The sequence below is a fragment of the Thalassospira sp. Z349TD_5 genome, from assembly GCF_056173045.1.
Genome location: NZ_CM149654.1, coordinates 1,818,854 through 1,845,628, shown reverse-complemented (window position 1 = coordinate 1,845,628; position 26,775 = coordinate 1,818,854). Strand labels below are relative to the sequence as shown.

Sequence of the window (26,775 nt, the reverse complement as noted above, 5' to 3'; positions counted from 1 at the left end):
GATGAAGTTTGTTAACGCACTTGTTGTACTGCCCTGCCCGTCAATCGGGCTCGACAGCGCCTCCTCTTCTTGAAAATCAAAACCTCCCCTGAATTGCTTTTTTTGTGGCTGGCGGGGCCACTTCGACCCCGCCAGTAGTGGGTCTTCAGGCTGTTCACCGGGCGTAGTGCCATTCTGGCAGCCACAGCGCGATTTGCGGGAACACCATCACAACGCCAAGCGCAATCGCCATAATGATCACAAACGGCGTAATCGACTTATAGATGTCCTTTAATGTCACCTCCGGCGGTGCCATGGCGCGCATCAGGAACAAATTGTACCCAAACGGAGGTGTCATATAGGCGATCTGACAGGTGATCGTATAAAGCACGCCATACCAGACCAGATCGAAACCAAGTGCACCGACCAGCGGCACATAAAGCGGCGCGACAATCACCAGCATTGCAGTGTCATCAAGGAACATCCCCATCAGGATGAAGGAAATCTGCATCATGATCAGGATTTGCCACGGACCAAGTCCCAGCTGATCAACAAAGAAACCCTCAATCGCCTTGACTGCGCCCAAGCCATCAAACACCGCCCCGAATGCGAGGGCCGCCAAAATGATCCACATGAACATGCAACTGATCGACAGCGTCTTGCGAAGGGTTTCTTCCATGACCGACCGATTAAGGCGACGCTTGGCCAAGGCCGCAAGGGTTGCGGCAAGTGCGCCAACGGCCGAACTTTCAACAAGCGATGTAATCCCCATCAGGAACAAACCGGTCATCGAGAAGAAGATGAAAAGCGGAACAACCCCGGCCTTGAGCAAGCCGATCTTTTCCGACAACGTGATTTCCGCACGTTCTTCCTTGCTAAGTGCTGGCCCCATATCAGGCTGTATCCAGCACCGAACGGCGATATAAAGGATAAACATCCCCGCCATCATCAAACCGGGGAATACGCCCGCAAGCCACAGTTGCCCGACAGGCTGACGCGCAATCATGCCATAGAGCACCAGAACGACGCTTGGCGGCACCAGAATACCCAGCGAACTGCCCGCCTGGATCACCCCGGTCACCATGACTTTGTCATAACCGCGCCGTAAAAGTTCCGGCAAGGCGATACTGGCGCCGATGGCCATGCCCGCAACGCTAAGACCATTCATGGCAGAAACCGCAACCATCAAGACAATTGTCCCGATGGCAAGGCCCCCGCGCACCGGCCCCATCCAGACATGGAACATCCGGTACAAATCATCCGCCAGCCCGGATTCCGACAGCATATAGCCCATGTAAACAAACAGCGGCAACGTCAGAAGCGGATACCATTTCATCAGCTTCATGGCGGCACTGAACGCCATTTCTGATCCGCCGTCGCCCCACATACCAAGGGCAAAAACAACCGCGACAAAACCAATGGCACCGAAAACCCGTTTCCCGGTCAGAAGCATCAGCATCATCGTGGAAAACATCAGAAGAGCAATCATTTCATAACTCATGAAAGACTCTCCCCACGGGCTGCGGCTAGATCCTTAAAGAAGGTCGCAATCGCCTGAAGCAGCATCATAAACACGCCAAATGTCATGATCGACTTTATCGGCGTCATGGGTGGCGACCACGCCGAATAGCTGGTCTCGTTATATTGAAAAGCATATGAGGTCGACGAAATGCCGCCATACAGCAAAAATGCCAGATAGAAGATCAAAAACAGGATTGTAATCGCATCAAGTCCGGCCTGTTTGCGCGGCGACAATGCGCCATACAGCAAATCCATCCGGACATGTGAGTCCAGTTGCATGGAATAGCCGCCCCCGAGCAGAAAATACGACACCATGATAAATTGTGCGGCTTCCAGCGTCCAAAGAGCCGGGAACTCCATCAGCTTGGTGACCGAGGAATAAATAAGCACGGCAAGCATTGCGAAGATCAAATACATGGCAAACCGGCCAATAATCCGATTAACGCGATCCACCCATCTGACATAGGTTTTGATAAACTCAGGCATTTAACGCCACTCCAACATCTCCCAGTTTATAGGTCGCAACGGCCCGTAACGCCCCGGTCAGACGCAAATATACCTGTTGCCGTCCACACCATGTGCGGACAGATCCAGTATCGACGTCTGCTTTGAACGGAAAGACTTCAGGCCCTGACAACCCATATTACGCCCCCTTGAATGCATGCCCCCATGACGGGACATGCCGCGTGATAACCCGCCTCCCTGAAAGACCGAACAATCACCAAGTCATTGAATTATTTTGCTGCTTTTCGCGGCATGGGTTTACCCCTTTGTAATGAACGTTACATGAATTCAATTTTCATGACAAGAACATCAGTTGTTGTAAAATTCATTACAATCATTGTATTTGTATGACAGGCAGGTTAAACCGCGCCTGACCCTACCTATGCTGGGGTATTTGACCATTCTGGGTGGATGGTATGAACGGGGAAAATTGCACTTGGACGTGACGCCGCAGGACACAAAACCAACCGTCGCCGAACAAATCACGCAAAAGGCTGATACGCTGACGGCATCGGAACGCAAGCTGGCCCATGCCCTGCTTGGCAATTATCCAATGGCTGGGCTTGAGACGGTTGCGACTTTTGCTGATCGTTGCGGCGTTTCTGCCCCGACTGTCCTGCGTTTCGCCAGTAAAATCGGCTTTGACAGCTACCCCGACATGCAGGCCAGACTACGTGGTGAACTCGAAGCCCGCCTTCAGTCACCCTTGACCCGAAGCAGCCTGCCCCGGTCACGCAACCGGTCCAGCCATCCGATGGGTGAATTGCTTCATGAAATCGCCGAAGCAGCAACCAACAACATTCGAACCAGCCTTGCCAATATCAATCCGGCGGAATTGCAAAGTGCAATCGAACTGATCGGTGACTGCAAAGGATCTGTTTATTTGCTGGGGGGGCGGTTCACATCCGCACTTGCGGTCTATGCCTATGAACATCTTCGTACCATGCGAAGCCATGTCCGCCGCGTGTCGGGCCAAAGTGCAAAATGGGCAGAAGACCTTCTTGATATCGGCAAACGCGACGTTCTGGTTATCTTTGATGTCCGTCGCTATCAGTCTGATGTGATTGCCTTTGCCGAAGCCGCCTCAAAACAGGACGCAAAGATCATCCTGTTTACCGACCAGTGGCTAAGCCCCATCGCCCAGTTTGCCCGCCACGTTTTCCCGGTACGCATCGAAACCGGCACGACATGGGACAGCTCGGCCGCCAGCATGGTCATGCTTGAAGCCCTGCTCGAAGGTGTGGGTCAACATAACCCTGACCAAGTTCGCGCGCGCATCAAACATCTTGAAGCTTTGCGCCGCCCCTCACAGCCATAACTTCAGGGCAGTACCGCTCAGAAAACCGCTCCCACACATCACGTGCGTCAGCAGTATCTAATCGCGCAATCCACGCTTGGCCGTGGCCAGAACCCGGTCGATATAGGCATCCGATTGCCCGACATAATTTGCCGGATCACGCACCGCGGCCCAATCAACCGGCGCATCGGTCAGTTTGGGCAATTCATCAAACAGATTGGATTGATTGGCCGCCGACTGCGCCAAGCCATCCTTGACCAGCTTATCAGCCGCATCCCGCCCGACATGATCGGCAAGGGCAAATGTTGCCGCCTCGGCCAGCATCGCCCCGCGTGACAAATCAAGGTTGTCCGCCATGCGGTCCTGATTAACTTTAAGCGCGGGCACCATATCGACCGCCTGCGCAAGTGCGGTTCCCGCCGCCATAATCATTTGCGGCAAGGTTAACCATTCCAGAAGCCAGCTTGACCCGGATCGTTCGTGATCATGAAGCTGCGATTGGGCAAAGGTACCCAACTGACCGGCATTGAACCGCGCCAACGTCACCAGCATTTCCGCCTGCACCGGATTGGATTTATGGGGCATGGTCGATGATCCCCCGCCTTTGCCCGGCTGGACTTCGGCAATTTCCGACTGTGCGAGTAAAACAAGGTCCTGACCCATTTTACCAAGCGCGCCGGTTAACGCTGTTAACTGAGCTGCAAAATCAACCAAAACATCACGCTGCGCATGCCATGGCATGTCGCTGGTTTCAAGATCAAGTTCCTCGGCCAGATTGTTTTCAACCGCCGTGGCCTTGGCACCAAGGGATGCCAACGTTCCCGCCGCCCCACCAAACGACAGGCGCAGCAAATCATGCGAAAGCCCCTCAATCCGACGATCAATTCGCACCAACGGCGCCAACCATCCCGCCGCCTTAAGGCCAAAAGTCGTCGGCACCGCCTGTTGGGATCGGGTTCGGCCAATCATCACCGTGTTGCGGTGTGCCTCAGCATGGGCCGACAGCAGTTTGGCGAGTTTGCGAATGCGACGACGGATGATCGACACCACATCGCGCAACCGAAGCACAAGTGCGGTATCCACCACATCCTGACTGGTCGCGCCAAAATGGACAAAGCGGGCATCCTCCCCACCAATTTCGGCCTTAAGCGCCTTGACCAGTGCCGGAACCGGCACGCCTGAACTTGCTGTACCCGCCGCCAAACTCGCCGGGTCGGGCTGAAAATCGCGGCACACTTCGGCAATTCTGGTCGCACTTGCTTCGGGGATCACGCCCGCGCGCGCTTGGGCGGCGGCAAGGGCGGCCTCAAACAACAGCATCGATGCAATCTGCGCGCTATCCTCAAACAGCTCGGCGATTTCGCGGTCAGCAAACAGATCGCCAAGCAGGGCGGAATCAAAGGGCGAAATGGTCATCAGGCTTAATCCACCATCATCAACAGGTGTGAAATCAGGGTCAGAGTGTCGCGCCACCAACACCGTTGGTCAACACCGCAAAAAGCAAAGCCCCTGCCCGTCAAACGGCACAGGGGCTTCGATTTAAAAATCAGTCAAGATTAAACAGCTTCAAGCGCAATCGCGATGCCCTGACCAACACCAATGCACATGGTCGCCAGCGCATATTTACCGCCAGTGCGTTTAAGCTGAAGGGCTGCCGTCCCTGCAATACGTGCGCCTGACATACCCAACGGATGACCCAGCGCAATCGCCCCGCCATTCGGGTTCACCCGCGCATCGTCATCGGCAATGCCAAGATCACGAAGGGTCGCCAAACCTTGCGACGCAAAGGCTTCGTTCAACTCGATCACGTCAAGCTGATCGGTGGTCCAGCCCAAACGCGCCAAAAGCTTTTTGCTGGCCGGTGCCGGGCCAAAGCCCATGATGCGCGGTGCAACACCCGCCGTCGCCCCGCCAACAACCTTTGCAATCGGCGTCAGGCCGTATTTTTTAACCGCTGCTTCAGACGCAATGATCAGTGCCGCCGCGCCATCATTGACACCCGATGCATTGCCCGCCGTCACCGACCCACCTTCGCGGAACGGGGTCGGCAATTTAGACAGCTTTTCCGCCGTCGTACCCGGACGCGGATGTTCATCCTTATCGACCACAATCGCATCGGCTTTGCGCTGGGGAATGGTCACCGGGGTAATTTCCTCGCCCAGAATACCGTTTTCCTGTGCGGCAACCGCCTTATCCTGCGAACGGGCTGCAAACGCATCCTGATCTTCGCGCGAAACGTTGAAATCCTCGGCTACGTTTTCACCGGTTTCGGGCATGGAGTCCACGCCGTACTGTTTTTTCATCACCGGGTTCACAAACCGCCAGCCAATCGTCGTGTCATAGATTTCCGCATTGCGCGAAAAGGCCGAGGATGCCTTGGGCATCACAAACGGTGCACGTGACATGCTTTCAACACCACCGGCAATCATCAGATCGGCTTCACCGGCCTTGATCGCACGCGCGGCAATAATGATGGCATCCATGCCCGACCCGCACAGGCGGTTGACCGTGGTTCCGGTCACTGTTTCAGGCAACCCCGCCAAAAGTGCGGACATGCGTGCAACGTTACGGTTGTCTTCACCGGCCTGATTGGCACAGCCAAAAATAATGTCTTCCACCGCGCCAAAATCGACACCGGGATTGCGGTCCATCAACGCCTTGAGCGGAACAGCGCCCAAATCATCGGCACGCACCTGCGACAGGCTGCCACCAAAGCGGCCAATCGGGGTGCGGATGTAATCGCAAATATATGCGTCAGCCATGTTCTTGATCCTTGCTGGCAGTCTTACTGCTGGCCTTCATGGGCCTTGGCGGTACGGGCATGCAGTTCACGCAGAACTTTAAGCTCGTTTTCATTCGGGATCGGAGTTTGCGCAACTTCATCCGCAAATTCAACGTCCCAGCCGGTATTTTCGATAATATCTTCGCGGGTCACCCCGGGATGGATCGACGTCACGATGAACTGTTTGCCCACCGGATGCGGTTCCATGATGCAAAGATCGGTAATCAACCGCGATGGCCCTTTGGTATCAACGCCGTAAGACGCGCGATCGTCCCCGCCCTTGCCATGCCCAAGCGACGTGACAAAATCGATTTTTTGCACAAAACCACGTTTGCTTTGTTTCATCACCAAAAACACTTCGCCACAACTGGTCGCAATCTCCGGCGCACCACCACCGCCCGGAAGGCGGACTTTGGGATCGTCGTAATCGCCAATCACAGTGGTGTTGATGTTGCCAAATTTATCAAGCTGAGCAGCACCTAGGAAGCCGACCGAAATCTTGCCACCCTGTAGCCAATAGCGAAACATTTCCGGCACGGCCACGGTGTTCATCGCCGTTTCACACAGCTCACCATCGCCGATGGATAACGGCAAAACATCTGGCTTGGTGCCAATCGTGCCACTTTCATAAATCAATGTCAGTTCCGGCGCATGGGTCAACCGCGCCAGATTACAGGCCGCAGATGGCATCCCGATACCAACAAAGCACACATCGTCGTTTTTAAGCGCGCGTGCGGCGGATACCGTCATCATTTCAGTCGGGGTATAGTCAACCATGATCTTTTCTCCGCTTACGCTTTGTTAGCTTCACGCTTGGCCGCGAAATCCTCGGGCCCGCCATTCATCACATGTTCTTCGATCCAGGCGGTAAACGCCTCACGATCGCGCGCAATCGGATCCCACGCCTTATAAAACGCATTGTCGCGTTTGTAATATCCTTGGGCATAGGACGGATGTGCGCCACCCGGCACCTCGACAATCGCGGTCACGGCCCAATTCGGCAACATCACAGCATTTGGTGAAATCGCCCCGAAATCATCAACGATCTCTTCGACCGTAATGATCGATTTCTTCGCGGCCAGAACAGCTTCTTTTTGCACGCCGACAATGCCTTCAAACAGGACATCGCCCTTTTTGTTGGCTTTCTGGGCATGCACAACCGTCGCGTCCGGGCGGATTGACGGCACCGCGGCCAGACTTTCGCCAGTGAACGGGCATTCGATGAACTTGATGTTCTTGTTCACTCGCGGCAATTCCGCACCACGGTATCCCTTAAACACCGCACACGGCAGGCCCGCCGCCCCGGCGTCATAGGCATTTGCCATCGCCGCGTGACTGTGTTCTTCGATTTCAAGTTTGTGCGGCCAGTGTTCCTGAACCGCTTCGCGCAGGCGATGCAACGATCCAACCCCGGGATTACCACCCCATGAAAACACCAGTTTCTTGGCACAACCCGCCCCGATCAACTGATCGTAAATCACATCTGGCGTCATCCGGATCAGGGTCAAATCCTTGATCCCCTGACGGATCACCTCATGCCCGGCGGCATGCGGGATCAGATGGGTGAACCCTTCCATCGCGATGGTGTCGCCATCCTTAATACAGGATGCGACGGCTTCTTTAAGCGTCATGAAACGTGCAACCACGGCAAAAACTCCTGTGGTATCAAACCAACAAAACAGAACAAACGCGGGGCCAGGGCCCCTGATAACGTTAGGAATAAGGGTCGATGGCTGTGACAGCTGGCTTTCCCCAAAGCAGCACCCACAGCCATCGCGCCAGATCGACTTACACGTCGAAGAACACGGTTTCCGCATTCCCCTGCATGTGGATATCGATCCGGTATTCAATCCCGGTCAACGTTTCGACACGCTTGGCAATCAAGGTGTCGCGACGATCGGCGGGCACTGATTGCAGGACATCGTCCTTGGCATTCAATGCGGCCTCATCATCGAAATAAAACCGGGTAAAGGCGTGGACAAGCATGCCGCGCATAAAGACAATCACATTGACAAACGGTGCCTTGGCATCTTCGACGACCCCCGGTTTGATCGTCTCAAACCAGAACCGGTTATCAGCATCTGTGCCCGTGCCGCAACGGCCAAGCCCCCGGAAACCGCTATCGGCAACATCAACCGGGTTTTCGCTGTAAACACCACTGGCATCGGCCTGCCAGATTTCGATCATCGCATCGTTAACCCGGTTACCTTCGCCGTCAAAAACGGTGCCGGTAATGCGAATATGCTCGCCATCGGCATCCGGGCCCGCAACGACCGGATCGGCAATGTCGGTAAAGTCATAACCATATTGCTTAGGCGTCAAGCCATAGGCGAAATACGGGCCAACCGTCTGTGAGGGAGTTTCACCATATGCCATGACTTAATTCTCCATCGGGGTGGCGTTGCGTCCGCGCAGGACAATGTCGAACTGATATCCAAGGGCAAAGCCCTCCTCGGTCTTCTCAAGCGAGAATTTGGCAATCAGGCGCTCGCGCGCCGCCGCATCCTTGGTCTCAAGAAAGATCGGATCAAGATCAAGCAACGGATCACCGGGAAAATACATCTGGGTGACAAGACGGGTGGCAAACCCCGGACCAAACACCGACAGATGAATATGGTTTGGGCGCCATGCATTGAAATGGTTGCCCCACGGATAGGCCCCCGGCTTAATCGTATAGAACATGTAATTACCGTTGGCATCGGTGATGCACCGGCCCGATCCCCGGAAGTTCGGATCAAGCGGTGCGTCATGCTGGTTGACCTTATGCACATAACGCCCGGCCGCATTGGCCTGCCAAACTTCAACAACAATATCAGGCTGCGGGCGGCCATCGGTATCAAGCACACGCCCATGCACCACAATGCGCTCGCCAAGCGGCTCACCATTGGTGATGCCGTTTTTGGTCAGATCGAAATCAAGTTCACGCACCGATGCCGGGGCAAAACGCGGGCCGGTGCCCTCGGTCAATCCTGATTTGATCGCAAGGGGCGCGCGCGACGGGCCACGCAGCAAGGTGGACTTGTAACCCGGCGCAATAAGCGGGGCGTGGGATCCCCAATCACGCGGTTTGAAAACGGACATGTGACTACTCTCCCTTGGGCGCCGCATCGATCTCGGCATAGGTTTGTTTGGCAATGCGGAATGCCGTATTGGCGGCGGGAACACCGGCATAGACCGCAACATGCATCAGGGTTTCACGGATATCATCACGCGTCGCCCCGGTATTGAGTGTCGCGCGGATATGCATGGCAAGTTCTTCTTCATGACCAAGCCCCGCCAGAAGCGCGATGGTCACAATCGAGCGTTCACGCTTGGTGAATGTGTCACTCGTCCAGACACCGTTCCAGACATTTTCCGTGATATAGCGTTGAAAACCTTCGTCAATTTCAGTGATGTTTTTCGATGCACGATCTACATGCGCATCGCCCAAAACAGAACGGCGGGTTTTCATGCCAACGTCATACCGGCTCTCAGACAAGGTTATTCTCCTTGGTAAATCGGTCGATCAACCGGGTAAGCTGTTCCGGGGTTTCGATGCATGGCAAATGCCCGACCCCGTCGATCAGTTCAAATGTCGCATTCGGGATCATGTCCGCCATCGCGCGCACCACATCGGGCGGCGTTGCAAGGTCAACCGATCCACAGATGCATAAGGTCGGCACAGAAATTTTGCCCGCCGCATCGCGCAAGTCCCCGTCGCGAAGTGCCACACAGGTACCGATATAGCCATCTGCGGTCGTGCGGACCAGCATGTCGCGATACATCGCGGTTTCAAGCGGGCGGTTGGCACGGAAATCCGGCGATAACCAGCGTTCCATAATCGCATCACCCAGAACCTCGATCCCGTCGGCCTTGATCGCCTCAATCCGGCTGTTCCAGCCGTCATAATCGCCAAGTTTCGATGCGGTATCACACAGGATCAGGCCACGAATACGTTTGGGCTGCTCGGCAATAACTTTCTGGGCAATTAAACCACCCACCGACAGACCGCACAGGATCACGTCATCAAGACCAAGATGATCGAGCAACCCGATCAGGTCATTGGCATGCAGCGAAACGTCATATGGCGCATCACCAATCCCTGAAAGCCCGTGACCGCGCTTGTCATAGGTCACAATGTTAAAGCGGTCCGAAAGCCCGGCAACAACATCGTCCCAGATCCGCAAATCGGTACCGAGAGAATTCGAAAAAACCAGCACCGGTCCGTCTTTTGGGCCGGTCTGGGCATAATGGATATGTGTCCCGTTGATCGGGGCGACGTGTAAACTCATGTCGTTTCCACCCTGACTATTTCGCCCTACATTCTCAGACGGTTTTGGTTATGTAAAATGAGGATTTGCGTATTTTGCATAACTATATAAGTATACAAGTATCATAAATAAGACGATCATAATCACAATCCGCCTCAGGGTAGCAGGGTAGCAGGGTAGCAGGGTAGCATGCTGGACCAACGTATTAAGTTTCGCCACCTGACGTGTTTTCTCGAAGTTGCCCGCCAACGCAGCGTTGGCAAAGCCGCCGATACATTGTCAATCACCCAGCCCGCCGTCTCAAAAACCATCCGTGAACTCGAAGAACATCTTGATGCGCGGCTGTTTGACCGATCCAAACGCGGTGTCACCCTGACCGATTTTGGCAAGGTGTTCCTGCGCTATGCCGGGGCCAGTGTCACCGCACTCCGTCAAGGTGTTGACAGCATCAGTCAGGTCCGCATGCAAGGTGGATTGTCGATCAATCTTGGCGTTCTGCCCACCGTTGCGGCAAGTGTGATGCCCGCCGCCATTCGCCGGTTCAAGGCGCTTAGCCCCGATACGACCGTAAAGGTTGTCGCCGGGCCAAACGTCATGTTGATGGGGCAATTACGCGTTGGTGAACTTGATCTGGTGGTCGGACGGCTGGCCGAACCCGATCAAATGTCGGGATTGTCGTTCATCCATCTCTATTCCGAACATATTTCGCTGGTGGCCCGCCCCGGCCATCCATTATTGGCCGATAAAAACCCCGACATCACCCGCATTCGCGAATTTACGGTTCTTGTTCCGCCCAAACACGCGATCATTCATTCAACGGTTGATAAAATGCTGATTGCCCACGGGATCGGTGCGCTGCCTGACCGGATCGAAACCGTTTCGACATCTTTTGGTCGCGCCTTTACCCGTGAAACCGATGCGATCTGGATCATATCAAACGGGGCGGTCGCCTCCGATATCGCCGAAGGCAACTTGGTTGAACTGCCGATTGATACCAGCGACACCTTTGGTCCGGTGGGCTTGACCACCCGAATTGACAGCCCGGTATCGCCCCCCGTCGAAATGCTGATCAATGCCGTCCGTGAAGAAGCATCCGCCCATCACACAACACTTTCGAGCAGGAAGTCATAATCGTTTGGTTATGCATATGTGCTTACATATCATTATACATAACCATCTCGTGCCCATTAGATTGGTTCAAAATCGGCATGGCAGAATTGCGTCAACCGCAGGCCATCCCTAAAAACAGTAATAAAAACAACAACAAAATACCTTGGAAAACTTCGTACTTTAAGGGTGCGCATCGTGGCTGAAACGTTTGCCAGCGTCATGAACGCGGCAAAACGTTCAAAGGAGGAAGAATGAAACACATCACCAAATTGCTGGCTGGTGCTGCTGTCGCGACCATGGTGTCGTTCGGCGCACACGCACAGGAAGTTACCCTGACCGTTCACCATTTCCTGGGTCCGAAAGCACCGGCCCAGTCGAAAATGATCGAACCTTGGGCAAAGAAAATCGAAGAAGAATCAAACGGCCGCATCAAGTTTGAAATCTTCCCGTCCATGTCTTTGGGCGGCAACCCGCCGGAACTGTATCGTCAGGTCCGTGACGGTGTTGCCGATATCGTCTGGACCCTGCCGGGTTATACCCCGGGTGTGTTCCCGCGTTTGGAAGTCTTTGAACTTCCGGGAGTTCACCTTGGTGATGCACGCGCAACCAACCTTGCGATGTGGGACCTCAAAGACGAATACGCCGAAGACCTTAAAGACGTTCATACCCTTGCGGTTCACGTTCATGCCGGTCAGGCCATCCATCTGATCGAAAAAGACGTCCGCACGGTTGAAGACGTCAAAGGCCTGAAATTGCGCACCCCGACCCGTACCGGGTCATGGATGATCGAAGCATGGGGCGCTGAACCTGTTGGCATGCCGGTCCCGGCCCTGCCGCAGGCAATGTCACTTGGTGTTGTTGATGGCGGTCTGGTGCCGTTCGAAGTCGTACCGCCGCTTAAACTTGCTGAACTGGTTGCCTATTCCGTCGAAGGCGAAGGTGTGAATTCACGCTTTGGCACCTCGACCTTCCTGTTCGCGATGAACAAGGACCGGTATGACAGCCTGCCTGATGACCTCAAGGAAATCCTTGATCGCAATTCCGGTCGTGAGTTTGCCGGTCATATCGGCGATGTCTTTAACGACGTCGAAGAAGTCGGCAAAAAAATGATCAACGATGGCAAAGGCCAGGTCGTTCAGCTGACAGCAGAACAAAAAGCAACCTTTGATGCCCCGGCCGCAACCGTTGTGGATCGCTGGATCGAAGAAGCAAGCTCGAATGGTATCGACGGTGCAAAACTGGTCGAAGACGCCAAAGCAGCCGTTCTGTCCCATACCAAGTAACCTTTCCAAGGTACTGGAAAATCTTGTGGGGTCACGTATCATGCGATGCGTGACCCTGTTTTTCCCGCGAGATTGTTAAGGTCCGGACCCTAATCATATGAAAAACGTGCTGAATAAGGCTGCTGCCTGGTTTGCCGTTGCCGGCGGGTTTCTTGCCCTGCTGATTGCTGTGGTGACGATGGTCAATGTGACCGCCTTTGGCCTCGACAAACTGGCCCGACTGTTTGACGCCAATGTCCCTGCGATCATCGGCTACGAAGATTTCGTCAGCATGATCGTCAGTTCGGCTGCATTGATGTTCTTTCCCTACTGCCAATCGCGCCACGGCCATGTCGCTGTTGATGTGTTCATTAAAATGTTTCCGACGTGGTTTGCCCGTGTTGTTGACACGGCATCGGGCATCTGCATGACGCTGCTGGCACTGTTCCTCGGTTACATGATGGTCCATGGCCTCATCGAAGTGCGCAGCGACAATACGCTTTCGGCAATTCTGGGGTGGCAGATCTGGCCGTTTTATCTGCCGGGCATCGCATCGATGTTCCTCTGGGCGCTGATTGCCGGAAATCAGGTTTTCGAAAGAGAGTCCAATGTCTGAACGCGAATTAATCGGCCTTGGTGGCCTTGGGCTGCTGTTCTTTATTCTCGCACTGCGCGTTCCGGTTGGTCTTGCAATGGTTGGGGTCGGGATTGGCGGCAACTATGTGCTCAGCCTGTTCTTCCCGTTCCTGCGCTTTGATCCGTATTTGCAGCAATTCAAATCCCTGTTTTACGGGATTGTGTCGAACTATGAACTGTCCGTCGTGCCATTGTTTGTTCTGATGGGCTATCTTGCCAGTCAGGCCAACCTGTCACGCGACCTGTTTCAGGGGGTCAATGCCATCCTTGGCCGGTTCCGGGGTGGCGTTGCCATGGCCGCCATTGGTGCCTGCGCCGGGTTTGGTGCGGTCTGCGGATCATCACTTGCCACCGCATCGACCATGGGCAAAGTCGCCCTGCCTGAACTCGACCGGCTGAAATATTCGCCGCGTCTGGCAACCGGCACACTGGCGGCGGGCGGCACACTTGGCATTCTGATCCCGCCATCGGTCGCCCTTGTGATCTATGCGGTCACCGTCGAAGCATCAATCATTCAGATGTTTCAGGCCGCCATCATTCCGGGCCTGATTGCGGTCCTGTTCTTTATGGCGGTGATTGCCATTCAGGTGCGCATCAACCCGTCCCTAGCCCCGATACCCGCCCCGATGCCGCCTGCGGAACGCAAAGAAGCCCTGCTGCGCCTGATCCCGGTCATGGTGATCTTTGGCGCGATCATTCTTGGTCTGGGTGCCGGTCTGTTTACCCCGACACCGGCGGCCGGTGTTGGCGTGTTTGCGATCCTTGTTTACGGCGGTTATATGCGTTGGCGCGGCAAGGGTGGCTTGACATGGCAAGGTCTGCGTCAGTCGCTCAAAGACACGGCGGTAACGTCTTCGATGATTTTCTTCATCCTGCTGGGTGCGGAAATCCTCAAAGGCTTCTTTAGCCGTGCCAACCTTCCGGCCTATATGGCCGAAGCCGCCGCCACCAGCGGCCTTGATCCATGGTTGATCATGGTTCTGATGCTCCTTGCCCTGATCGTTCTGGGCTGCTTCATGGAAAGCTTATCCATGATCGTGGTCGTCATCCCGTTCTTCTGGCCGGCCTTGGTCGACATCAATGGTGGCGATTGGGCAACGGCAGCGACCGCTGCCTATGGCATGGGGGCCGAGGACCTTAAAATCTGGTTTGGTATTCTCGCCCTGATTGTCGTCGAACTGGGGCTGATAACCCCGCCCGTCGGGCTGAATGTGTTTATCATCAACGCGCTGGCCAAGGGTGTCCCGATGAGCCAGACCTTCCGCGGTGTGATGCCGTTCTTTGGCGCAGAGATCATCCGTATTTTGCTGATCATCTTCGTTCCGGCACTCACCTTGTTTGTGCCCTCGTTCCTCGGTGGATAGCCAGATACCAATAAAAACACCAAAGCCCGCCATTTTCGATGGCGGGCTTTTCTTTTGATCACACCCAAAACAGGGTAACCTTGGCCGTCCGTTTCAGTGCCCCATCATAAGAAAGCCCATGCGCAACAGCATCCCGATCTATAAACTTTATGGCGAACGTGATGCCGATGCCCGAACGGCTGGCGGGTTTGATGCCACGCGCGATCCGGAAAACAGCACCGCCGAACCACAACCGATCACCGAACCGGAATTCTTTCACCTTGAAAGCATCCCAGAACGGTCGCGCCTGCATGACTGGCACATCAAACCGCACCGCCACACCAACCTGTTTCAGTTGCTTTACATCAGCCATGGGCAGGCAAACATCAGTTTCGATGACCAGCATTTCACCATGCAATCGGGCCATCTGATCACGGTCCCGCCGGGCACTGTGCATGGTTTTAAATTCAGTGATGATATTGATGGCTGGGTGATTTCACTGACCGATTATCACCTGCAACAAACGCTGGCCCCCGCCCCCAAACTGCTTGCCCGGCTTGATCAGGCCGTCTGCGTTGATACGGTCACCGGCACCACATCCGCGCAACAAAGCCCGATCGACTTTCTGATCCATCAACTGGTCCTCGAATATTACAGCCACAAAACCGGCCGGATGTTTGCGCTGCGCCATATTCTGGGATTACTGTTGCTTGATATCGGGCGCAACACCCCGCAGCACAGCACCACCACCCGCCTGTCGCGTCAGGAACAGAAAACCGGCAAATTCCGTAAATTTCAGGCCCTTGTCGAGACGTTCTACAAACAGCACAAACCGCTTGAATTCTATGCGCGTGAAATCGGCATCACCACCACACAGCTTAACCGCATTGCCAAGGATATCTATGGCATGACCGCAAGTGAGGTGCTGCAAAACCGCCTGATGCTGGAAGCAAAACGCACCCTGATCTATACCGACATCGCCATTCAGCAAATCGCCGATGAACTGGGCTTCCGCGATGCCGGCTATTTTTCACGCTTTTTCGCCAAGCATGCCGGAATCCCGCCAGCAGAATTCCGGCGTGATCATCGCTAAGATCAAAACCGTCATTCCCGCGACGGCGGGAATCCATAACGTCATCTCAACCCGTTATGGTTTCCGGGTCTGCGCTGTGCGGCACCCGGAATGACGCATTCTCGCATTCCGGGCTATCGCAACATGGCCCTATAACCAGCCACCCGTCCCGCTTAGATGTTCTGGCAAATCCTTAAGCGGCAGCTTGGTCAAATCCTTGGTGATTTCACCCTCAACCGTCAGTTCAACCGCCTTTGACATTTTCTGGCGGACCGTGCCCATGATTTTTGGCGGTGCCACCACAATCAGATTATCAAACTTCCCGTCGTTACGCTTGGCCGTCAGGTACGACATCACATCATCAACAAATTCGACCTGTGCATGTTCATGCGGGTCGGTACTTGGCGGCATGGCGTGGCGTTGCTGATTGCCGCCGGGGTTGGCAAAACCGCGACCGGGTTTGTCACTGGCAATGTCCGAACTTGACCGATTATCGGCAATCATTTCATGAACGGTTTCCAGATGACGGCCTTCGGCATCGTGACGAACGGAAATCACATGCGCGCGGCCACCATCGGCGACAAGGATCCACTGGTTTTTATGGGGCATTTCAAACCTGCCATTCGTTGTTGCAGATACCTCGCCAACGCCCGCAAACGCCATGATGTTCCAGCCAATCCCCCGAAAAACAAAAAGGGCCGATCCTCTGACCGGCCCTTTGATCTCTTTCGCGGAATGTCGTTGCGTCTAACGCCAGCCCAAAAGCCAGCGATCCAACCGCCCCAGCAACCACGAAACGCACAATCCCATCAAGGACAACACCACCACACCGGCAATCAGTTGATCGGTCTGATACAGGTTCCCGGCCGCCAGAATAAGCGCGCCAATCCCGTATTGCGCGCCAATCATCTCGGCGGCAATCAGCAAGATAATCGCAATCGACGATGAAATGCGAAAACCCGACAATATGGTTGGAAGCGCGCCCGGCAAGATGATCTTGCGCACCACCGAGGTCATCGGCAAATCAAAGCTTTGCCCCATGCGGATCAGGTTGCGCTGCACATTATCGACCCCGCCAAACGTATTGATCACGGTCGGGAAAAACACGCCAAAGGCAATGGTGGCAAATTTCGATGGCTCGCCAATGCCAAACCAGATGATAAACAACGGCAACAGCGCGATTTTCGGGATCGGAAACAGGGCCGACACCAGAGCCACACCGGGCGATCTGGCCCATGTAAACATCCCAACCAGAAAACCGACGATCAACCCGGCCACCGTCCCCATGATCCAGCCACCGACAAGGCGCTGCAACGACGCACCAAGGTGCAACCAAAGATCACCCGACACAATCAACTGCCAAAGGGCCTTGGCCACCGCAACCGGGCTTGGCATCGCAAGTTCGGAAATAAACCCGGTGCTTGATCCCAATTGCCAAAGCGCAATCACCACCACAAAGCTGGCCCATGCCGCCACCGGATTGGATTTCGGGTTAAACCCCGTCGCCCGGAACCGCACCAGTGATGCAGGTGCGCCCTGCTCAACATCACGCGACATGGTCAAGCTCCTTGTCGGCCGCAATTGCCTCATCGCGGATCAACGCCCAAAGGGCCTGCTCATGCGCGATTAATTCGGGCATGCCCTCAACCCGATCCTTGATCGGCACGTCAATGTCATGAATTTCCTTGATCGTGCCCGGACGCCGGCGCAATGCCACCACCTTATGGGCCAGCCGCACCGCTTCATTCAGGTTATGCGTCACATACACCGCCGTCATGCCGGTGCGCGCAAACATGTCGGAAAACTCATCAAGCAATAAAATCCGCGTCTGCGCATCAAGGGCGGATAATGGCTCATCCATCAACAAGACTGCGGGCCGCACCGCCAACGCGCGCGCAATCCCCACCCGCTGCTTCATACCCCCCGAAAGCTGCTTGGGGTACGCATCGGCAAAATCCGAAAGATTGGTTTGCGCCAAAACCTCGGCAATGCGGTCATCACGTTCGGACTTGGATAATGCATGGTCTTCGAGCACCAGACTGATATTGCCCGCAACCGTGCGCCACGGCAAAAGCGCAAAGTCCTGAAAAACATAGGTCAGCGGGTTCAAACACCCCTCGGGCTTTGCCTGATCACACATCAGGACCTCCCCGCCGGTCGGCTTCAACAACCCGCCAATAATCGACAATAACGTCGATTTTCCACAGCCCGACGGCCCGATCAGGGCCACGACCTCACCCGGTTCAATGCCAAAATCAATGTCGCGCAATGCTTCGACCTGATCATAGCTGTGACTGACATTCTTGATATGAAGGCGCATCGCGCTCTCTTTTTAAAAGGACTAAAAAAATAACAACCGGCCCGAAGGCATGTCGCTTCGGCCCGGCTTAAAATCAGATGATCTTACTGACCCAGCAGTGCGATAAAGCTGGTGTCGATGAACTCATCCGGGTTGGCATCGGCCGAAACATACCCACGCTCCTGATACCATTTGACCTGCGCTTTGACGTCCTCGACATCAAGCTTGCCGTCCTCGGTGATGAACATCGCGCCATTGCGGATTTTCGGATAGGCCTTTTCAGCCGGATCGTCGCTATAGACATACTTATGCACGATCTCAAGAATCTCGTCGGTCGTGTCACTTTTCACAAGCTTGCCGTCACCGTCGGTTGCCAAAAGCCCCGCCCGGTAATCAGCCACACCTTTTTGATAGGCGCGCACGAATTTCTCGACCACATCGCGGCGTTCTTCAACATTGCGCGCCGATGTAAACAGACCACCAACCTGATAAGGCACATAATCCTTCACCCAGCCAATGATGTGTGCGGCCCCGGCATTGGCCAGCGGCTTTGCAATGTGCGGCACAATGATCATGCTATCGACCTGCCCGCTTTTAAGCGCACCAATCATGTTGGGCACGGACTGAAGCGGCTTAAGCTCCATGCTCTCAAGGTCCACACCGGCCTTTTCCGCCACATTGCCAATCATGTAGTGGAAGCTCGATCCAACTTGCGACAGCGCAAAGCTATGCCCGCCCAGCTGATCAACCGATGTCAAACCAGCCTCAAACGCCTTGTTCGACGCCAAAATCGCCGATCCATCATAGCCGACATCTTCATGAAGCTGCGCGCCAATCACCTTAAGCGCACCCTTGCCCGCAAGGTTAAAGAACCCGCCCGTGAAGGCGGTCACGCCAAAATCAGCATCCCCCGATGCAATCGCCACCGCAACCGGCTGGGCCGACCGGAAAAACGTAATTTCCGCATCAAGCCCTTCGTCGGCGAAATAGCCCTTTTCCTTGGCAATGAACAACGGCGAACTTGAAACGAATGTCAGCGCGGCAATATTGATTTTCTCTGCCGCACTTGCCGCACCCGCTCCCAACACAGCCGCACCAAGGGCAACCGCCAGCACCGAACGACGGGTCGCCTGCATGGCCCCGCGCATCAAATCATGTGAACGCATGTTTCCTCCTCAAAACCATTTTTTGTTCATTTATGTGTTCGCAATTTTGGTAGCCGATTAAGCGCCAAATTGCCAATGTTTAGCGTCTATTGCATGAAAATTGGCGGGTTTTGCCCCAAACAGGCAATCAGCATGAAACGATATTTCACCCGGCAGTGGAACGCCCGGCACCAGATTCCCGCCTGCGTGTTGTGTCCCGTGAGATTAAGAAGTGCTTCCAAAGGAGCCTTGTAACCGAGGGATCTCAATCGTGTTCTGTTATAGTTGTCGATGAAGGTTCTTATGAAATCGTTTCGTTCGGCGTGAGTTGAGAATCGATTGCGCCCGGCATTTTTCCCGTTTGCGGGGGCGTTTGCGAGGGCTTCGCCGAGGCGACGGTTGAAACGCTCGACCTTGCCATTGGTCTGTGGTCGATAGGGACGGGTCAGCTTGTGCTTGATCCCGTGTGCGGCGCAGACTTTGTCAAAAGCGTGCTTTCCGGTTCCTTTGTTGCGCGTTGTCCAATAAGCGCCGCCAAACCGGTCGGTGAATTCCGAACCGTTATCCGTCAGAACGGTGTGAACAGGATAGCCAAAGGCATCAAGGAAGCGCCCAAGGCAGGCCGCAATGGTTTCTGCACTTCGGTCCTGGACGATCTCGACATGAGCGAAGCTTGTCACGCGTTCGATGGCAACAAAGACGTAGGCCGGTCGCCCGCCGATCCGGGTCAGATGTTTGAGATCGGCATGGACATAGCCAAACGCCACCGGCTCGAAAGTCTGCGACACCTGTTTAGGGGCTGCAGGCCTGCCAGAGACGCCATGGCGTTTGAGGCAGCGATGTAAAGACGAGCGCGAGATGTCGGCCCGCACACAGCGGTGCATGACTTCCAGAATATCGTCAATGGACAAGCCAAGCCGCGAGCGTAGTTCAACGGCGATTTCTTCCTCGCAAGCGTCAAAGCGCGTCTGGATCCGTTTTGGGCGATGCGAGTGATCTTCAACATCGGCCCGGCCTTTCCATCGTCGGATGGTGGTCGCGCTTACGCCGAGTTCCACGGCCAGTTCGGCAACGGAAGCACTGCTTGCTTGAATGTAGGCGCGCGTGCGTGGCGTTGTGGTGGCATTGGCATGCAGCTTCAGATCCATGATACAGCCCTCTTCTTGAGATAAGCCATGCCTCTTTCTACACTATCACTATACAACCAATCATCCGAAATAAAACACGCAGGCGGGAATCTCGCCCCACAAGCTCCACACCCCGCACCCCACACCCAAAACACCCACACAAATTGCCACCCCACCCGAAACGCGATAAAACCAGCACACCACCTTCACCCGCACACAAGGCCAATCATGCCAGAACAATCCCCGACATCCGCCCCAACCCCCAACGGCAAAACCGCCATGATCATTGGTGCAGGTCCCGCCGGGCTGATGGCCGCCGAACGGTTGGCGAGCGAAGGATATGCGGTGACATTGTATGAAGGCATGCCCAGTGCCGGGCGCAAATTCCTGATGGCCGGGAAATCGGGCCTCAACATCACCCACAGCGAAGATTTGGAAACGTTCCTGAGCCGCTACGGCGCATCGCGCGAACGCCTCGAACCGCACCTTAGAAAATTTGGCCCCGCCCAAATCCGCGACTGGTGTACGGGACTTGGGATTGAAACCTTTGTCGGGTCGTCGGGCCGGGTGTTCCCCACCGCGATGAAGGCAAGCCCGCTTTTGCGCGCATGGCTCAAACGCTTGGATGGTTTGGGCTGTAAAATCCACTATCGCCACTATTGGACCGGCTGGAACGACGCCGATCAGGCGGTTTTCAAAACCCCCGACAGCCCGACAAATGGCGAAACCACCGCCACGGCCGACATCACCGTGCTGGCCTTGGGCGGCGGAAGCTGGAAACGGCTGGGATCAGACGGCAAATGGATGGATATCCTGCAAAACGCCGGGATCACATGCACCCCGTTCAAACCGGCCAATTGCGGCTTTGACGTCAACTGGACCGATCATCTCATCGACAAATGCGCTGGCCATCCCGTCAAACCCGTCACGCTCACCTGCGGCACCCAAACCGTGCGCGGCGAATTCGTCATTTCCAAAACCGGGATCGAAGGCAGCGCGGTCTATGCCATCTCGGCACCTTTGCGCGATCAATGGCTTGAAACCGGGGACGCCACCCTCACCCTTGACCTCGCCCCCGACCGCACAGTCAACGACGTCACCACCCGCCTCGCTAAACCGCGCGGCAAAAACTCCATAGGCAACCATTTACGCAAAACGCTGGGCCTCGACGCCACCAAAACCGCCCTGATTTTCGAAGTCACCTCACGCGAAACCCTGAACGACCCCACCAAACTCGCCACCGCGATCAAGGCCCTCCCGATCAAAATCACCAAACCCCGCCCAATCGACGAGGCCATCAGCACCGCTGGCGGCGTCGCATGGGAAGAACTCGACGAAACTTTCCAACTCAAAAAACGCCCCAGCACCTACTGCGTGGGCGAGATGGTTGATTGGGAAGCACCGACAGGGGGGTATTTATTGACGGGGTGCTTAGGAACATAAAAGATATTAAACTGGACAAAAGATAGTTGATTGAAAGTTTAATTTTGAGCAGTCCTAAGAACCATCATTATGTACCAATTTTCTATTCGTCTCGGTGGACCGATAGCGATAGTAAGTTACTGCGTTATTATCGCCCTTACGGGACCAAGATCGTTTCTGATCGCAAACCACCAAGTCTTGTTGGATATCAGTACAACTTATATGGTCCACTCGAAATACAACTGATGAAAAGCATTGACGACTTAGCTGCTAAATCTTTAAAAAAAATGGAAATATTGGACAGCTGCACTAACTTATCCGAAAAGTACAAGATGGCATGGTCTCAGTTCATCGTAGTTCAGCAGCTGAGGCTTCCCCAAGACATTCTACAAATAGAAAATGTTGTTCGTACAGAATGGGTACAAAGAAAGGGCAAGATCACATCCGATTTAATAAATGATTTTGGTCCAAGTTTATCAAGCTATCAAATCGGCGAATTGATAAAAATTCGCGAAGAAGACGTTGATCAAGAAACATATCAAATAATAAAAAACGTAATCCGAAACAAATCAATGACTTCATTCATAATGGGAATGTCGTGGGAAATAATAAATACAGAAAAATCACGATATGACCTCCTAACTTCTGACAACCCAATATACTTGACTGGAAACTTTGAATCGAAGGAAGCGTTCCTGATGATCCCAATCGGACGCTACAGAATATTCGTTGCAGCAAATTCAAAACGGACCATAGATTTCTTAAAAAACCGCCCCTCTGATAGATTGGTCAAATCTCTGAACAAACTCACAGCTCAACACGCTGTTCATTCCATTTTCTCTTATAACGAGGCCCATCATAGACTGATTGAGAACAATTTTTCGACGCGTCGATACGCCAGCCTAGCTGAACAACTTGCACACAAACGCAAGTTGCCAGTTGTAGACCCCAAGTCTCCTCTTTTTTCTAACATCTGAGGAAAAGAAAAAAGGGACAGATTTATTTTCCACCCTCCATCAGCTCCCTCAAAACCTCACTCTTGCGACCAAGGCTCCAATTCATCCGCATCAACTCTAAAGACTGCCGCAATTTTCATCGCCAGTTTCTTTGACAGCGGGCGGGCACCACGTTCGATGGTTCCGATATAGGTTCCGGTCACACCGACCTTTGCCCCCAATTCTTCCTGCGTTAGATCGTAATGCTCACGATAAACCCGCACCGGGTTCTCACCTGCACTAAGGCGATGAATCACTGCCGCAGGAAAGCGAACGCCATCATCATTCGCAAGCGCCTGCTGCAAGGCCATCGCGTCAAGGTCGTCCTCGCTGGGGCGGAAAACCCGCACATATTCATCCCACGGCACAACGGCAAATTCGGGTTTTTCGTCTTTGTAAATAATCTGGTGGGGCGCATTCATCGCCAGTCTCCTAAAGCTTGTCGTAAACGTCACCACGCGGACCAACTTTCAGCACATCAAGAATGACGCCGTCCTCGGTATAGATCACACGGTACTGGCCAACACGTAACCTGCATGCTGCAACACCTTTGAGTGGCTTTATATCCAGATCGGTGCGATGCGAGTTTTGCGCGATCAGGTCTATTTTTCCCGTGATGCCGTCACGTATCTTTTTCGGTATTTTGCGCAGCGCCTTACGGGCTTCTCTTGCATAGACAACCTGCAACATTTCCCGCCCTTTCAATGCAAACTTTTAATAACATTTAGACAAACAAATGAAAAGAAATTTCGGACACCGCCCCATACCACCATACCTAATGACAATGCACCGAACCCGCCTTGTTATCCATATGGCAACACTGACCGGGCGGGGAGCTTTTGCGGCAGCCGCCGCCATGCTCAACCATCTGATCCGTCACGGATAAGCCGCCTGCCGCATGAACCGGCACCGGGTCTGCACCAAGTGCAAACACGGCACCAATCACCAAAATCATCATCACTTTCATCATCCGTCCTCCCCTGTATATTCCAATATGTTTCTATGATGATACGCGCCAAACCGATGCGCGAATACTACCCACAAGGGCAGGACCAATTTGCATTCATGCGCGGCCTGTGCCTTAATGCCCGCTCCCGAGCCAAACACTCCAAAAGCAAAAACAGCGAGGCAAGAACCATGGTCGACGCCAGTAATGGCGATGCCAATCGTCATGATATTTCCGATAGCGCATCTGAACTGACCCGCATGACGGATGCCGATCCGCAAAGTCTGGCGGCCTATTACGATAAATGGGCCGAAAGCTATGACGCCGATTTGCCCAAGATGGGCTATGACGCACCAGTGCGTGCGGCCGCCATCATGGTCGCACAGGATATCGCGTTTGATGCCCCGATTTTGGATGCCGGATGTGGCACCGGCCTGACCGGGCAGGAACTGGCACGCGCCGGATATACCGACCTCACCGGGATTGATTTATCGCTGGAATCACTGCAAGCCGCCGAGGCCAAGGGCGTCTATCGCCACCTTAAAAAGCGCGACATGAACAAGCCGCTGGCCTTTGGCGACAATGGTTTTGCCGCCGTGCAATGCATTGGGACGCTCACCTATGTGCGCGAAAAACGCAAACTGATGGCCGAGTTTTGCCGCGTGGTCAAACGCGGCGGCATCGTCAGCTTCACCCACCGCGCCGATCTGTATGACGAGACCTTTGTTATGGTCCTGACCGCCACCACGCGTGCGGGACTCTGGGAACAAATATCGCATTCCGACCCAATGCCCTATCTGCCGAACCATAAGGATTTCGGCGATAAGACGCATGTTTTCTATGATGTCTACCGCGTGAAATAATCCCGCGATATCAGCCCCCTACATCACATTTCCCACCCAAAACCTGGAACACCCCACGCCATAAATGCGATCCATTCGCACTTTTATAGTTGACAAGATCAACCATTTTTAGGTAGTTGATTATGTCAACCAGTTGTGGCGGTGTGTTTATCCCCCAGTGTCCAAGCGCCCCACGTTTGCGGCCCTGCCCCAAAACCGCTCCGCATCACAGACCATTTACCATTTGCACCCCTCGCGCCACCAACGCCCGGTGCCACCACGAAAGCGATCTTGCCCCATGCCCTCTTTGCTCCGCGTTTCCCCCACGGTCTACCCGGACGGCCTGCCCGCCCCGCGCAACATCCTTGCCGCCGCCGCCGTGTTATTGACCATCACCATGGCCGTGCTGGATGGCACGATCATGAATGTCGCGCTTCCAACCATCGCACAGGATCAGGGGGTATCACCGGCCCATGCGATCTGGGTCGTCACCGCCTATCAGTTGGCGATTGTTGTCTCCCTGCTCCCGCTTGCCGCCCTTGGCGAAGCCATTGGCTTTCGCAAGGTTTACCTGAGTGGCATTGCGATTTTTGGCGTTGCATCGGGCCTTTGTGCCATCGCCCCCAATATCGAGTTTCTGACCGCGGCCCGCGTGTTACAGGGCCTTGGCGGGGCGGCGTTGATGAGCATCAATGGGGCCGTCATGCGCCACATCTTCCCGCAGGCCAAACTCGGCCGCGCCATTGGCTGGATCGCGATGACGGTGTCGGTCTTGGCCGCTGCCGGGCCGACGATTGCCTCTGGTATTCTGGCGGTCGCAGGCTGGCACTGGCTGTTTTTGATCAATGTGCCGATTTCCATTCTGGCGATTGTCATTGGCTATTTCGCCCTGCCGTTTACCCACCCGACCCGCACCCGGTTTGATGTCATCAGTGCGCTGTTAAACGTCTTTGCCTTTGGTGGCCTGATTTCCGCCCTTGGCAATGTCGGGACGCAAAGCCACCCGGCCCTGATCACCGCGCAATTTGCCATTGCCATTCTGGCGGGCGTGGCCCTGGTGCGTCACCAATTGTCCAAAGACCGCCCGATGTTGCCGATTGATTTATTACGCCTGCCGGTCTTTGCCTGTTCCATCGGATCATCTGTCTGTGGTTTTTGCGCCCAGATGATTGCGTTCGTCGCACTCCCGTTCTATTTCCATGATGTGTTGGGATATAGCGCGACCGTCACAGGACTTTTGATGACCCCATGGCCGCTTGCCACCGCCATTGCCGCCCCGGTTGCCGGACGGCTGGCCGATAAATATTCGCCAATCCGCCTGACCGGCATGGGCATGGCGCTGTTTGCCTGCGGGCTTTATGCCACCACACTGGTGTCAACGGCGGGAAGTTACGGCGAAATGATTACCGCGCTGGCACTGTGTGGGGTTGGCTTTGGCCTGTTTCAGGCCCCCAACAATCGCCTGATGCTGACCTCCGCCCCGCGTGATCGTTCCGGTGGGGCCAGTGGGATGTTGTCCACCGCCCGTCTGACCGGGCAATCAATTGGGGCGGCCACGGCTGCCATCCTGATTGGCACCAGCGGGTCGTTTGAACTGCACACGATCATGAGCTTTGCGGCCGGTGCGGCACTGCTTTCGGCCATCATCTGCGAAGGGCGTCGCCATGCCCTTCGGACCGGATGGATCACACGCCCGGCGGGCATGTAAGGACAGGACCATGAAAACCGACCCAAACGCCCCAACCGCGCCAAACGCCTCAACCACCCCAAACGATCCGGCACATGTTCCCGGCGAAACCCTGCATCGGTTGATCCATGCCTATAAACGCACGACCATGAATGCGATGCAGGCCGCAGATATGCCGATGCCGATGTCGCACAAGCGCGTGCTGAAATGGATCATCAAGCTGCCGGGCATCACCGCCCAGCAAATGGCCGAAAAATCCGGTCAGGACAAAGGCCGCATCACCCGGCTTATCAAAGAAATCGAAAACGAGGGCCTGATCGAAAGACGGCCCCATCCCGAAGATCGACGCAGCCAGACCCTGCATTTGACGCCCGCCGGTGACACACTGATGACCGAATTTCGCAGTGTCGAACAAGACGTCAGAACCCGAATGACGCGCGGGCTTACGCCACAGCAGATCCAGACATTTGTCGAAATCGCCAATCTGATGGCCGACAATCTGGAAAACCCCAATTGCAAGAAAACGGTCCAGCCGGACGAATAAATCCCAATGGAC

29 protein-coding genes are annotated in these 26,775 nt (G+C 54.7%); 11 read left to right on the top strand and 18 right to left on the bottom strand.

All coding sequences use genetic code 11. The features are described 5' to 3' along the window. Positions 1-154 precede the first annotated feature (154 nt). Positions 155-1,480 (bottom strand): TRAP transporter large permease, encoded by a 1,326-nt coding sequence (locus AC0VXT_RS08305; protein WP_101300785.1) that lies wholly within the window; start codon positions 1,478-1,480, stop codon positions 155-157. Continuing rightward, on the bottom strand, positions 1,477-1,986 hold the full coding sequence (locus tag AC0VXT_RS08300) for a TRAP transporter small permease subunit (protein WP_022732487.1): 510 nt from the start codon (positions 1,984-1,986) through the stop codon (positions 1,477-1,479). Before AC0VXT_RS08300 ends, AC0VXT_RS08305 begins: the two co-directional genes overlap by 4 nt. A gap of 460 nt (positions 1,987-2,446) precedes the next feature. Between AC0VXT_RS08300 and AC0VXT_RS08295 the strand changes: the two genes are divergently transcribed. After that, a complete protein-coding gene (locus AC0VXT_RS08295; protein WP_475548572.1) occupies positions 2,447-3,322 on the top strand; it encodes a MurR/RpiR family transcriptional regulator in 876 nt (291 codons plus the stop codon). Between the two features lie 57 nt (positions 3,323-3,379). On the opposite strand, the gene AC0VXT_RS08290 is transcribed toward AC0VXT_RS08295, so the two are convergent. From AC0VXT_RS08290 to pcaD, 8 genes are all read right to left on the bottom strand, one after another. After that, on the bottom strand, positions 3,380-4,717 hold the full coding sequence (locus tag AC0VXT_RS08290; protein ID WP_475548264.1) for a 3-carboxy-cis,cis-muconate cycloisomerase: 1,338 nt from the start codon (positions 4,715-4,717) through the stop codon (positions 3,380-3,382). 140 nt (positions 4,718-4,857) lie between these two features. Next, the gene (gene pcaF, locus AC0VXT_RS08285) at positions 4,858-6,063 is read right to left on the bottom strand and encodes a 3-oxoadipyl-CoA thiolase (RefSeq protein ID WP_475548263.1); all 1,206 of its coding nucleotides are present in this window, start codon (positions 6,061-6,063) and stop codon (positions 4,858-4,860) included. A gap of 23 nt (positions 6,064-6,086) precedes the next feature. Then, positions 6,087-6,860 (bottom strand): CoA-transferase subunit beta, encoded by a 774-nt coding sequence (locus AC0VXT_RS08280; RefSeq protein WP_475548262.1) that lies wholly within the window; start codon positions 6,858-6,860, stop codon positions 6,087-6,089. A gap of 14 nt (positions 6,861-6,874) precedes the next feature. Next, positions 6,875-7,729, bottom strand: coding sequence for a CoA transferase subunit A (locus AC0VXT_RS08275; RefSeq protein ID WP_475548261.1), 855 nt, complete (start codon positions 7,727-7,729; stop codon positions 6,875-6,877). Between the two features lie 142 nt (positions 7,730-7,871). Beyond that, entirely contained in the window at positions 7,872-8,459 is a 588-nt protein-coding gene (pcaG, locus tag AC0VXT_RS08270) for a protocatechuate 3,4-dioxygenase subunit alpha (RefSeq protein WP_475548260.1), read from the bottom strand. A gap of 3 nt (positions 8,460-8,462) precedes the next feature. After that, complete coding sequence (pcaH, locus tag AC0VXT_RS08265; RefSeq protein ID WP_475548259.1) at positions 8,463-9,164, bottom strand: protocatechuate 3,4-dioxygenase subunit beta; 702 nt, start codon at positions 9,162-9,164, stop codon at positions 8,463-8,465. 4 nt (positions 9,165-9,168) lie between these two features. Beyond that, positions 9,169-9,561 carry a 4-carboxymuconolactone decarboxylase gene (gene pcaC / locus AC0VXT_RS08260; protein WP_475548258.1) on the bottom strand — a complete coding sequence of 131 codons (393 nt, stop codon included), beginning with the start codon at positions 9,559-9,561 and terminating at the stop codon, positions 9,169-9,171. Further along, entirely contained in the window at positions 9,554-10,354 is an 801-nt protein-coding gene (pcaD, locus tag AC0VXT_RS08255) for a 3-oxoadipate enol-lactonase (protein ID WP_475548257.1), read from the bottom strand. The genes pcaC and pcaD overlap by 8 nt, the downstream gene beginning before the upstream one ends. A 168-nt stretch (positions 10,355-10,522) precedes the next feature. On the opposite strand from pcaD, the gene pcaQ reads away from it, so the two are divergent. The 5 genes from pcaQ to AC0VXT_RS08230 all read left to right on the top strand — a co-directional run bounded on the left by pcaQ (position 10,523) and on the right by AC0VXT_RS08230 (position 15,777). Beyond that, positions 10,523-11,464: a pca operon transcription factor PcaQ gene (gene pcaQ / locus AC0VXT_RS08250; protein ID WP_022732497.1), complete on the top strand. Its 942-nt coding sequence runs from the start codon at positions 10,523-10,525 to the stop codon at positions 11,462-11,464. A 230-nt stretch (positions 11,465-11,694) separates the two neighbouring features. Beyond that, on the top strand, positions 11,695-12,726 hold the full coding sequence (locus tag AC0VXT_RS08245; RefSeq protein WP_475548256.1) for a TRAP transporter substrate-binding protein: 1,032 nt from the start codon (positions 11,695-11,697) through the stop codon (positions 12,724-12,726). A 97-nt stretch (positions 12,727-12,823) separates the two neighbouring features. Further along, positions 12,824-13,321, top strand: coding sequence for a TRAP transporter small permease (locus tag AC0VXT_RS08240; RefSeq protein WP_417824233.1), 498 nt, complete (start codon positions 12,824-12,826; stop codon positions 13,319-13,321). Then, complete coding sequence (locus AC0VXT_RS08235; protein WP_475548255.1) at positions 13,314-14,705, top strand: TRAP transporter large permease; 1,392 nt, start codon at positions 13,314-13,316, stop codon at positions 14,703-14,705. Before AC0VXT_RS08240 ends, AC0VXT_RS08235 begins: the two co-directional genes overlap by 8 nt. A 118-nt stretch (positions 14,706-14,823) precedes the next feature. Continuing rightward, positions 14,824-15,777, top strand: coding sequence for a helix-turn-helix domain-containing protein (locus AC0VXT_RS08230; protein ID WP_475548254.1), 954 nt, complete (start codon positions 14,824-14,826; stop codon positions 15,775-15,777). Positions 15,778-15,906: 129 nt separating this feature from the next. Here the strand turns inward: AC0VXT_RS08230 and AC0VXT_RS08225 are convergent, their stop codons facing one another. The 5 genes from AC0VXT_RS08225 to AC0VXT_RS08205 all read right to left on the bottom strand — a co-directional run bounded on the left by AC0VXT_RS08225 (position 15,907) and on the right by AC0VXT_RS08205 (position 20,348). After that, positions 15,907-16,419, bottom strand: a complete 513-nt coding sequence (locus AC0VXT_RS08225; RefSeq protein WP_475548253.1) for a host attachment protein — start codon at positions 16,417-16,419, stop codon at positions 15,907-15,909. 84 nt (positions 16,420-16,503) lie between these two features. Continuing rightward, the gene (locus AC0VXT_RS08220) at positions 16,504-17,313 is read right to left on the bottom strand and encodes an ABC transporter permease (RefSeq protein WP_475548252.1); all 810 of its coding nucleotides are present in this window, start codon (positions 17,311-17,313) and stop codon (positions 16,504-16,506) included. Further along, the gene (locus tag AC0VXT_RS08215) at positions 17,303-18,076 is read right to left on the bottom strand and encodes an ABC transporter ATP-binding protein (protein WP_475548251.1); all 774 of its coding nucleotides are present in this window, start codon (positions 18,074-18,076) and stop codon (positions 17,303-17,305) included. Before AC0VXT_RS08215 ends, AC0VXT_RS08220 begins: the two co-directional genes overlap by 11 nt. 83 nt (positions 18,077-18,159) lie before the next feature. Further along, positions 18,160-19,221 carry an ABC transporter substrate-binding protein gene (locus tag AC0VXT_RS08210; RefSeq protein WP_475548250.1) on the bottom strand — a complete coding sequence of 354 codons (1,062 nt, stop codon included), beginning with the start codon at positions 19,219-19,221 and terminating at the stop codon, positions 18,160-18,162. Positions 19,222-19,307: 86 nt separating this feature from the next. Then, positions 19,308-20,348, bottom strand: coding sequence for a DDE-type integrase/transposase/recombinase (locus AC0VXT_RS08205; RefSeq protein ID WP_475548249.1), 1,041 nt, complete (start codon positions 20,346-20,348; stop codon positions 19,308-19,310). Between the two features lie 207 nt (positions 20,349-20,555). Here AC0VXT_RS08205 and AC0VXT_RS08200 point away from each other — a divergent pair, with 207 nt between their 5' ends. Next, positions 20,556-21,770, top strand: coding sequence for a TIGR03862 family flavoprotein (locus AC0VXT_RS08200; protein WP_475548248.1), 1,215 nt, complete (start codon positions 20,556-20,558; stop codon positions 21,768-21,770). Between the two features lie 26 nt (positions 21,771-21,796). Beyond that, the gene (locus AC0VXT_RS08195; RefSeq protein WP_475548247.1) at positions 21,797-22,726 is read left to right on the top strand and encodes a DUF4238 domain-containing protein; all 930 of its coding nucleotides are present in this window, start codon (positions 21,797-21,799) and stop codon (positions 22,724-22,726) included. A gap of 56 nt (positions 22,727-22,782) precedes the next feature. Here AC0VXT_RS08195 and AC0VXT_RS08190 read toward each other — a convergent pair whose 3' ends face one another. From AC0VXT_RS08190 to AC0VXT_RS08180, 3 genes are all read right to left on the bottom strand, one after another. Beyond that, positions 22,783-23,166 (bottom strand): helix-turn-helix transcriptional regulator, encoded by a 384-nt coding sequence (locus AC0VXT_RS08190; RefSeq protein WP_475548246.1) that lies wholly within the window; start codon positions 23,164-23,166, stop codon positions 22,783-22,785. A 10-nt stretch (positions 23,167-23,176) separates the two neighbouring features. Then, complete coding sequence (locus AC0VXT_RS08185; RefSeq protein WP_475548245.1) at positions 23,177-23,434, bottom strand: type II toxin-antitoxin system RelE family toxin; 258 nt, start codon at positions 23,432-23,434, stop codon at positions 23,177-23,179. A gap of 85 nt (positions 23,435-23,519) precedes the next feature. Next, positions 23,520-23,714 (bottom strand): hypothetical protein, encoded by a 195-nt coding sequence (locus AC0VXT_RS08180; RefSeq protein ID WP_475548244.1) that lies wholly within the window; start codon positions 23,712-23,714, stop codon positions 23,520-23,522. 167 nt (positions 23,715-23,881) lie between these two features. Here AC0VXT_RS08180 and AC0VXT_RS08175 point away from each other — a divergent pair, with 167 nt between their 5' ends. From AC0VXT_RS08175 to AC0VXT_RS08165, 3 genes are all read left to right on the top strand, one after another. Then, positions 23,882-24,553, top strand: coding sequence for a class I SAM-dependent DNA methyltransferase (locus AC0VXT_RS08175; protein WP_475548243.1), 672 nt, complete (start codon positions 23,882-23,884; stop codon positions 24,551-24,553). A 277-nt stretch (positions 24,554-24,830) separates the two neighbouring features. Beyond that, a complete protein-coding gene (locus AC0VXT_RS08170) occupies positions 24,831-26,240 on the top strand; it encodes an MFS transporter (protein WP_475548242.1) in 1,410 nt (469 codons plus the stop codon). Positions 26,241-26,250: 10 nt separating this feature from the next. Next, the gene (locus tag AC0VXT_RS08165; protein WP_475548241.1) at positions 26,251-26,763 is read left to right on the top strand and encodes a MarR family winged helix-turn-helix transcriptional regulator; all 513 of its coding nucleotides are present in this window, start codon (positions 26,251-26,253) and stop codon (positions 26,761-26,763) included. Positions 26,764-26,775 lie beyond the last annotated feature (12 nt).

Bases quoted from the DNA above. Each gene is read 5' to 3' on its own strand.
- pcaH (WP_475548259.1), bottom strand. From the start codon at position 9,164: ATGTCCGTTTTCAAACCGCGTGATTGGGGATCCCACGCCCCGCTTATT.
- pcaQ (WP_022732497.1), top strand. From the start codon at position 10,523: ATGCTGGACCAACGTATTAAGTTTCGCCACCTGACGTGTTTTCTCGAA.
- AC0VXT_RS08180 (WP_475548244.1), bottom strand. From the start codon at position 23,714: ATGATGAAAGTGATGATGATTTTGGTGATTGGTGCCGTGTTTGCACTT.
- AC0VXT_RS08205 (WP_475548249.1), bottom strand. From the start codon at position 20,348: ATGGATCTGAAGCTGCATGCCAATGCCACCACAACGCCACGCACGCGC.
- AC0VXT_RS08240 (WP_417824233.1), top strand. From the start codon at position 12,824: ATGAAAAACGTGCTGAATAAGGCTGCTGCCTGGTTTGCCGTTGCCGGC.
- AC0VXT_RS08165 (WP_475548241.1), top strand. From the start codon at position 26,251: ATGAAAACCGACCCAAACGCCCCAACCGCGCCAAACGCCTCAACCACC.
- AC0VXT_RS08190 (WP_475548246.1), bottom strand. From the start codon at position 23,166: ATGAATGCGCCCCACCAGATTATTTACAAAGACGAAAAACCCGAATTT.
- AC0VXT_RS08235 (WP_475548255.1), top strand. From the start codon at position 13,314: ATGTCTGAACGCGAATTAATCGGCCTTGGTGGCCTTGGGCTGCTGTTC.
- AC0VXT_RS08210 (WP_475548250.1), bottom strand. From the start codon at position 19,221: ATGCGTTCACATGATTTGATGCGCGGGGCCATGCAGGCGACCCGTCGT.
- pcaG (WP_475548260.1), bottom strand. From the start codon at position 8,459: ATGGCATATGGTGAAACTCCCTCACAGACGGTTGGCCCGTATTTCGCC.
- AC0VXT_RS08175 (WP_475548243.1), top strand. From the start codon at position 23,882: ATGGTCGACGCCAGTAATGGCGATGCCAATCGTCATGATATTTCCGAT.
- AC0VXT_RS08305 (WP_101300785.1), bottom strand. From the start codon at position 1,480: ATGAGTTATGAAATGATTGCTCTTCTGATGTTTTCCACGATGATGCTG.
- AC0VXT_RS08200 (WP_475548248.1), top strand. From the start codon at position 20,556: ATGCCAGAACAATCCCCGACATCCGCCCCAACCCCCAACGGCAAAACC.
- AC0VXT_RS08220 (WP_475548252.1), bottom strand. From the start codon at position 17,313: ATGTCGCGTGATGTTGAGCAGGGCGCACCTGCATCACTGGTGCGGTTC.
- AC0VXT_RS08290 (WP_475548264.1), bottom strand. From the start codon at position 4,717: ATGACCATTTCGCCCTTTGATTCCGCCCTGCTTGGCGATCTGTTTGCT.
- AC0VXT_RS08245 (WP_475548256.1), top strand. From the start codon at position 11,695: ATGAAACACATCACCAAATTGCTGGCTGGTGCTGCTGTCGCGACCATG.
- pcaD (WP_475548257.1), bottom strand. From the start codon at position 10,354: ATGAGTTTACACGTCGCCCCGATCAACGGGACACATATCCATTATGCC.
- AC0VXT_RS08280 (WP_475548262.1), bottom strand. From the start codon at position 6,860: ATGGTTGACTATACCCCGACTGAAATGATGACGGTATCCGCCGCACGC.
- AC0VXT_RS08230 (WP_475548254.1), top strand. From the start codon at position 14,824: ATGCGCAACAGCATCCCGATCTATAAACTTTATGGCGAACGTGATGCC.
- pcaF (WP_475548263.1), bottom strand. From the start codon at position 6,063: ATGGCTGACGCATATATTTGCGATTACATCCGCACCCCGATTGGCCGC.
- AC0VXT_RS08170 (WP_475548242.1), top strand. From the start codon at position 24,831: ATGCCCTCTTTGCTCCGCGTTTCCCCCACGGTCTACCCGGACGGCCTG.
- AC0VXT_RS08225 (WP_475548253.1), bottom strand. From the start codon at position 16,419: ATGGCGTTTGCGGGCGTTGGCGAGGTATCTGCAACAACGAATGGCAGG.
- AC0VXT_RS08185 (WP_475548245.1), bottom strand. From the start codon at position 23,434: ATGTTGCAGGTTGTCTATGCAAGAGAAGCCCGTAAGGCGCTGCGCAAA.
- AC0VXT_RS08300 (WP_022732487.1), bottom strand. From the start codon at position 1,986: ATGCCTGAGTTTATCAAAACCTATGTCAGATGGGTGGATCGCGTTAAT.
- AC0VXT_RS08215 (WP_475548251.1), bottom strand. From the start codon at position 18,076: ATGCGCCTTCATATCAAGAATGTCAGTCACAGCTATGATCAGGTCGAA.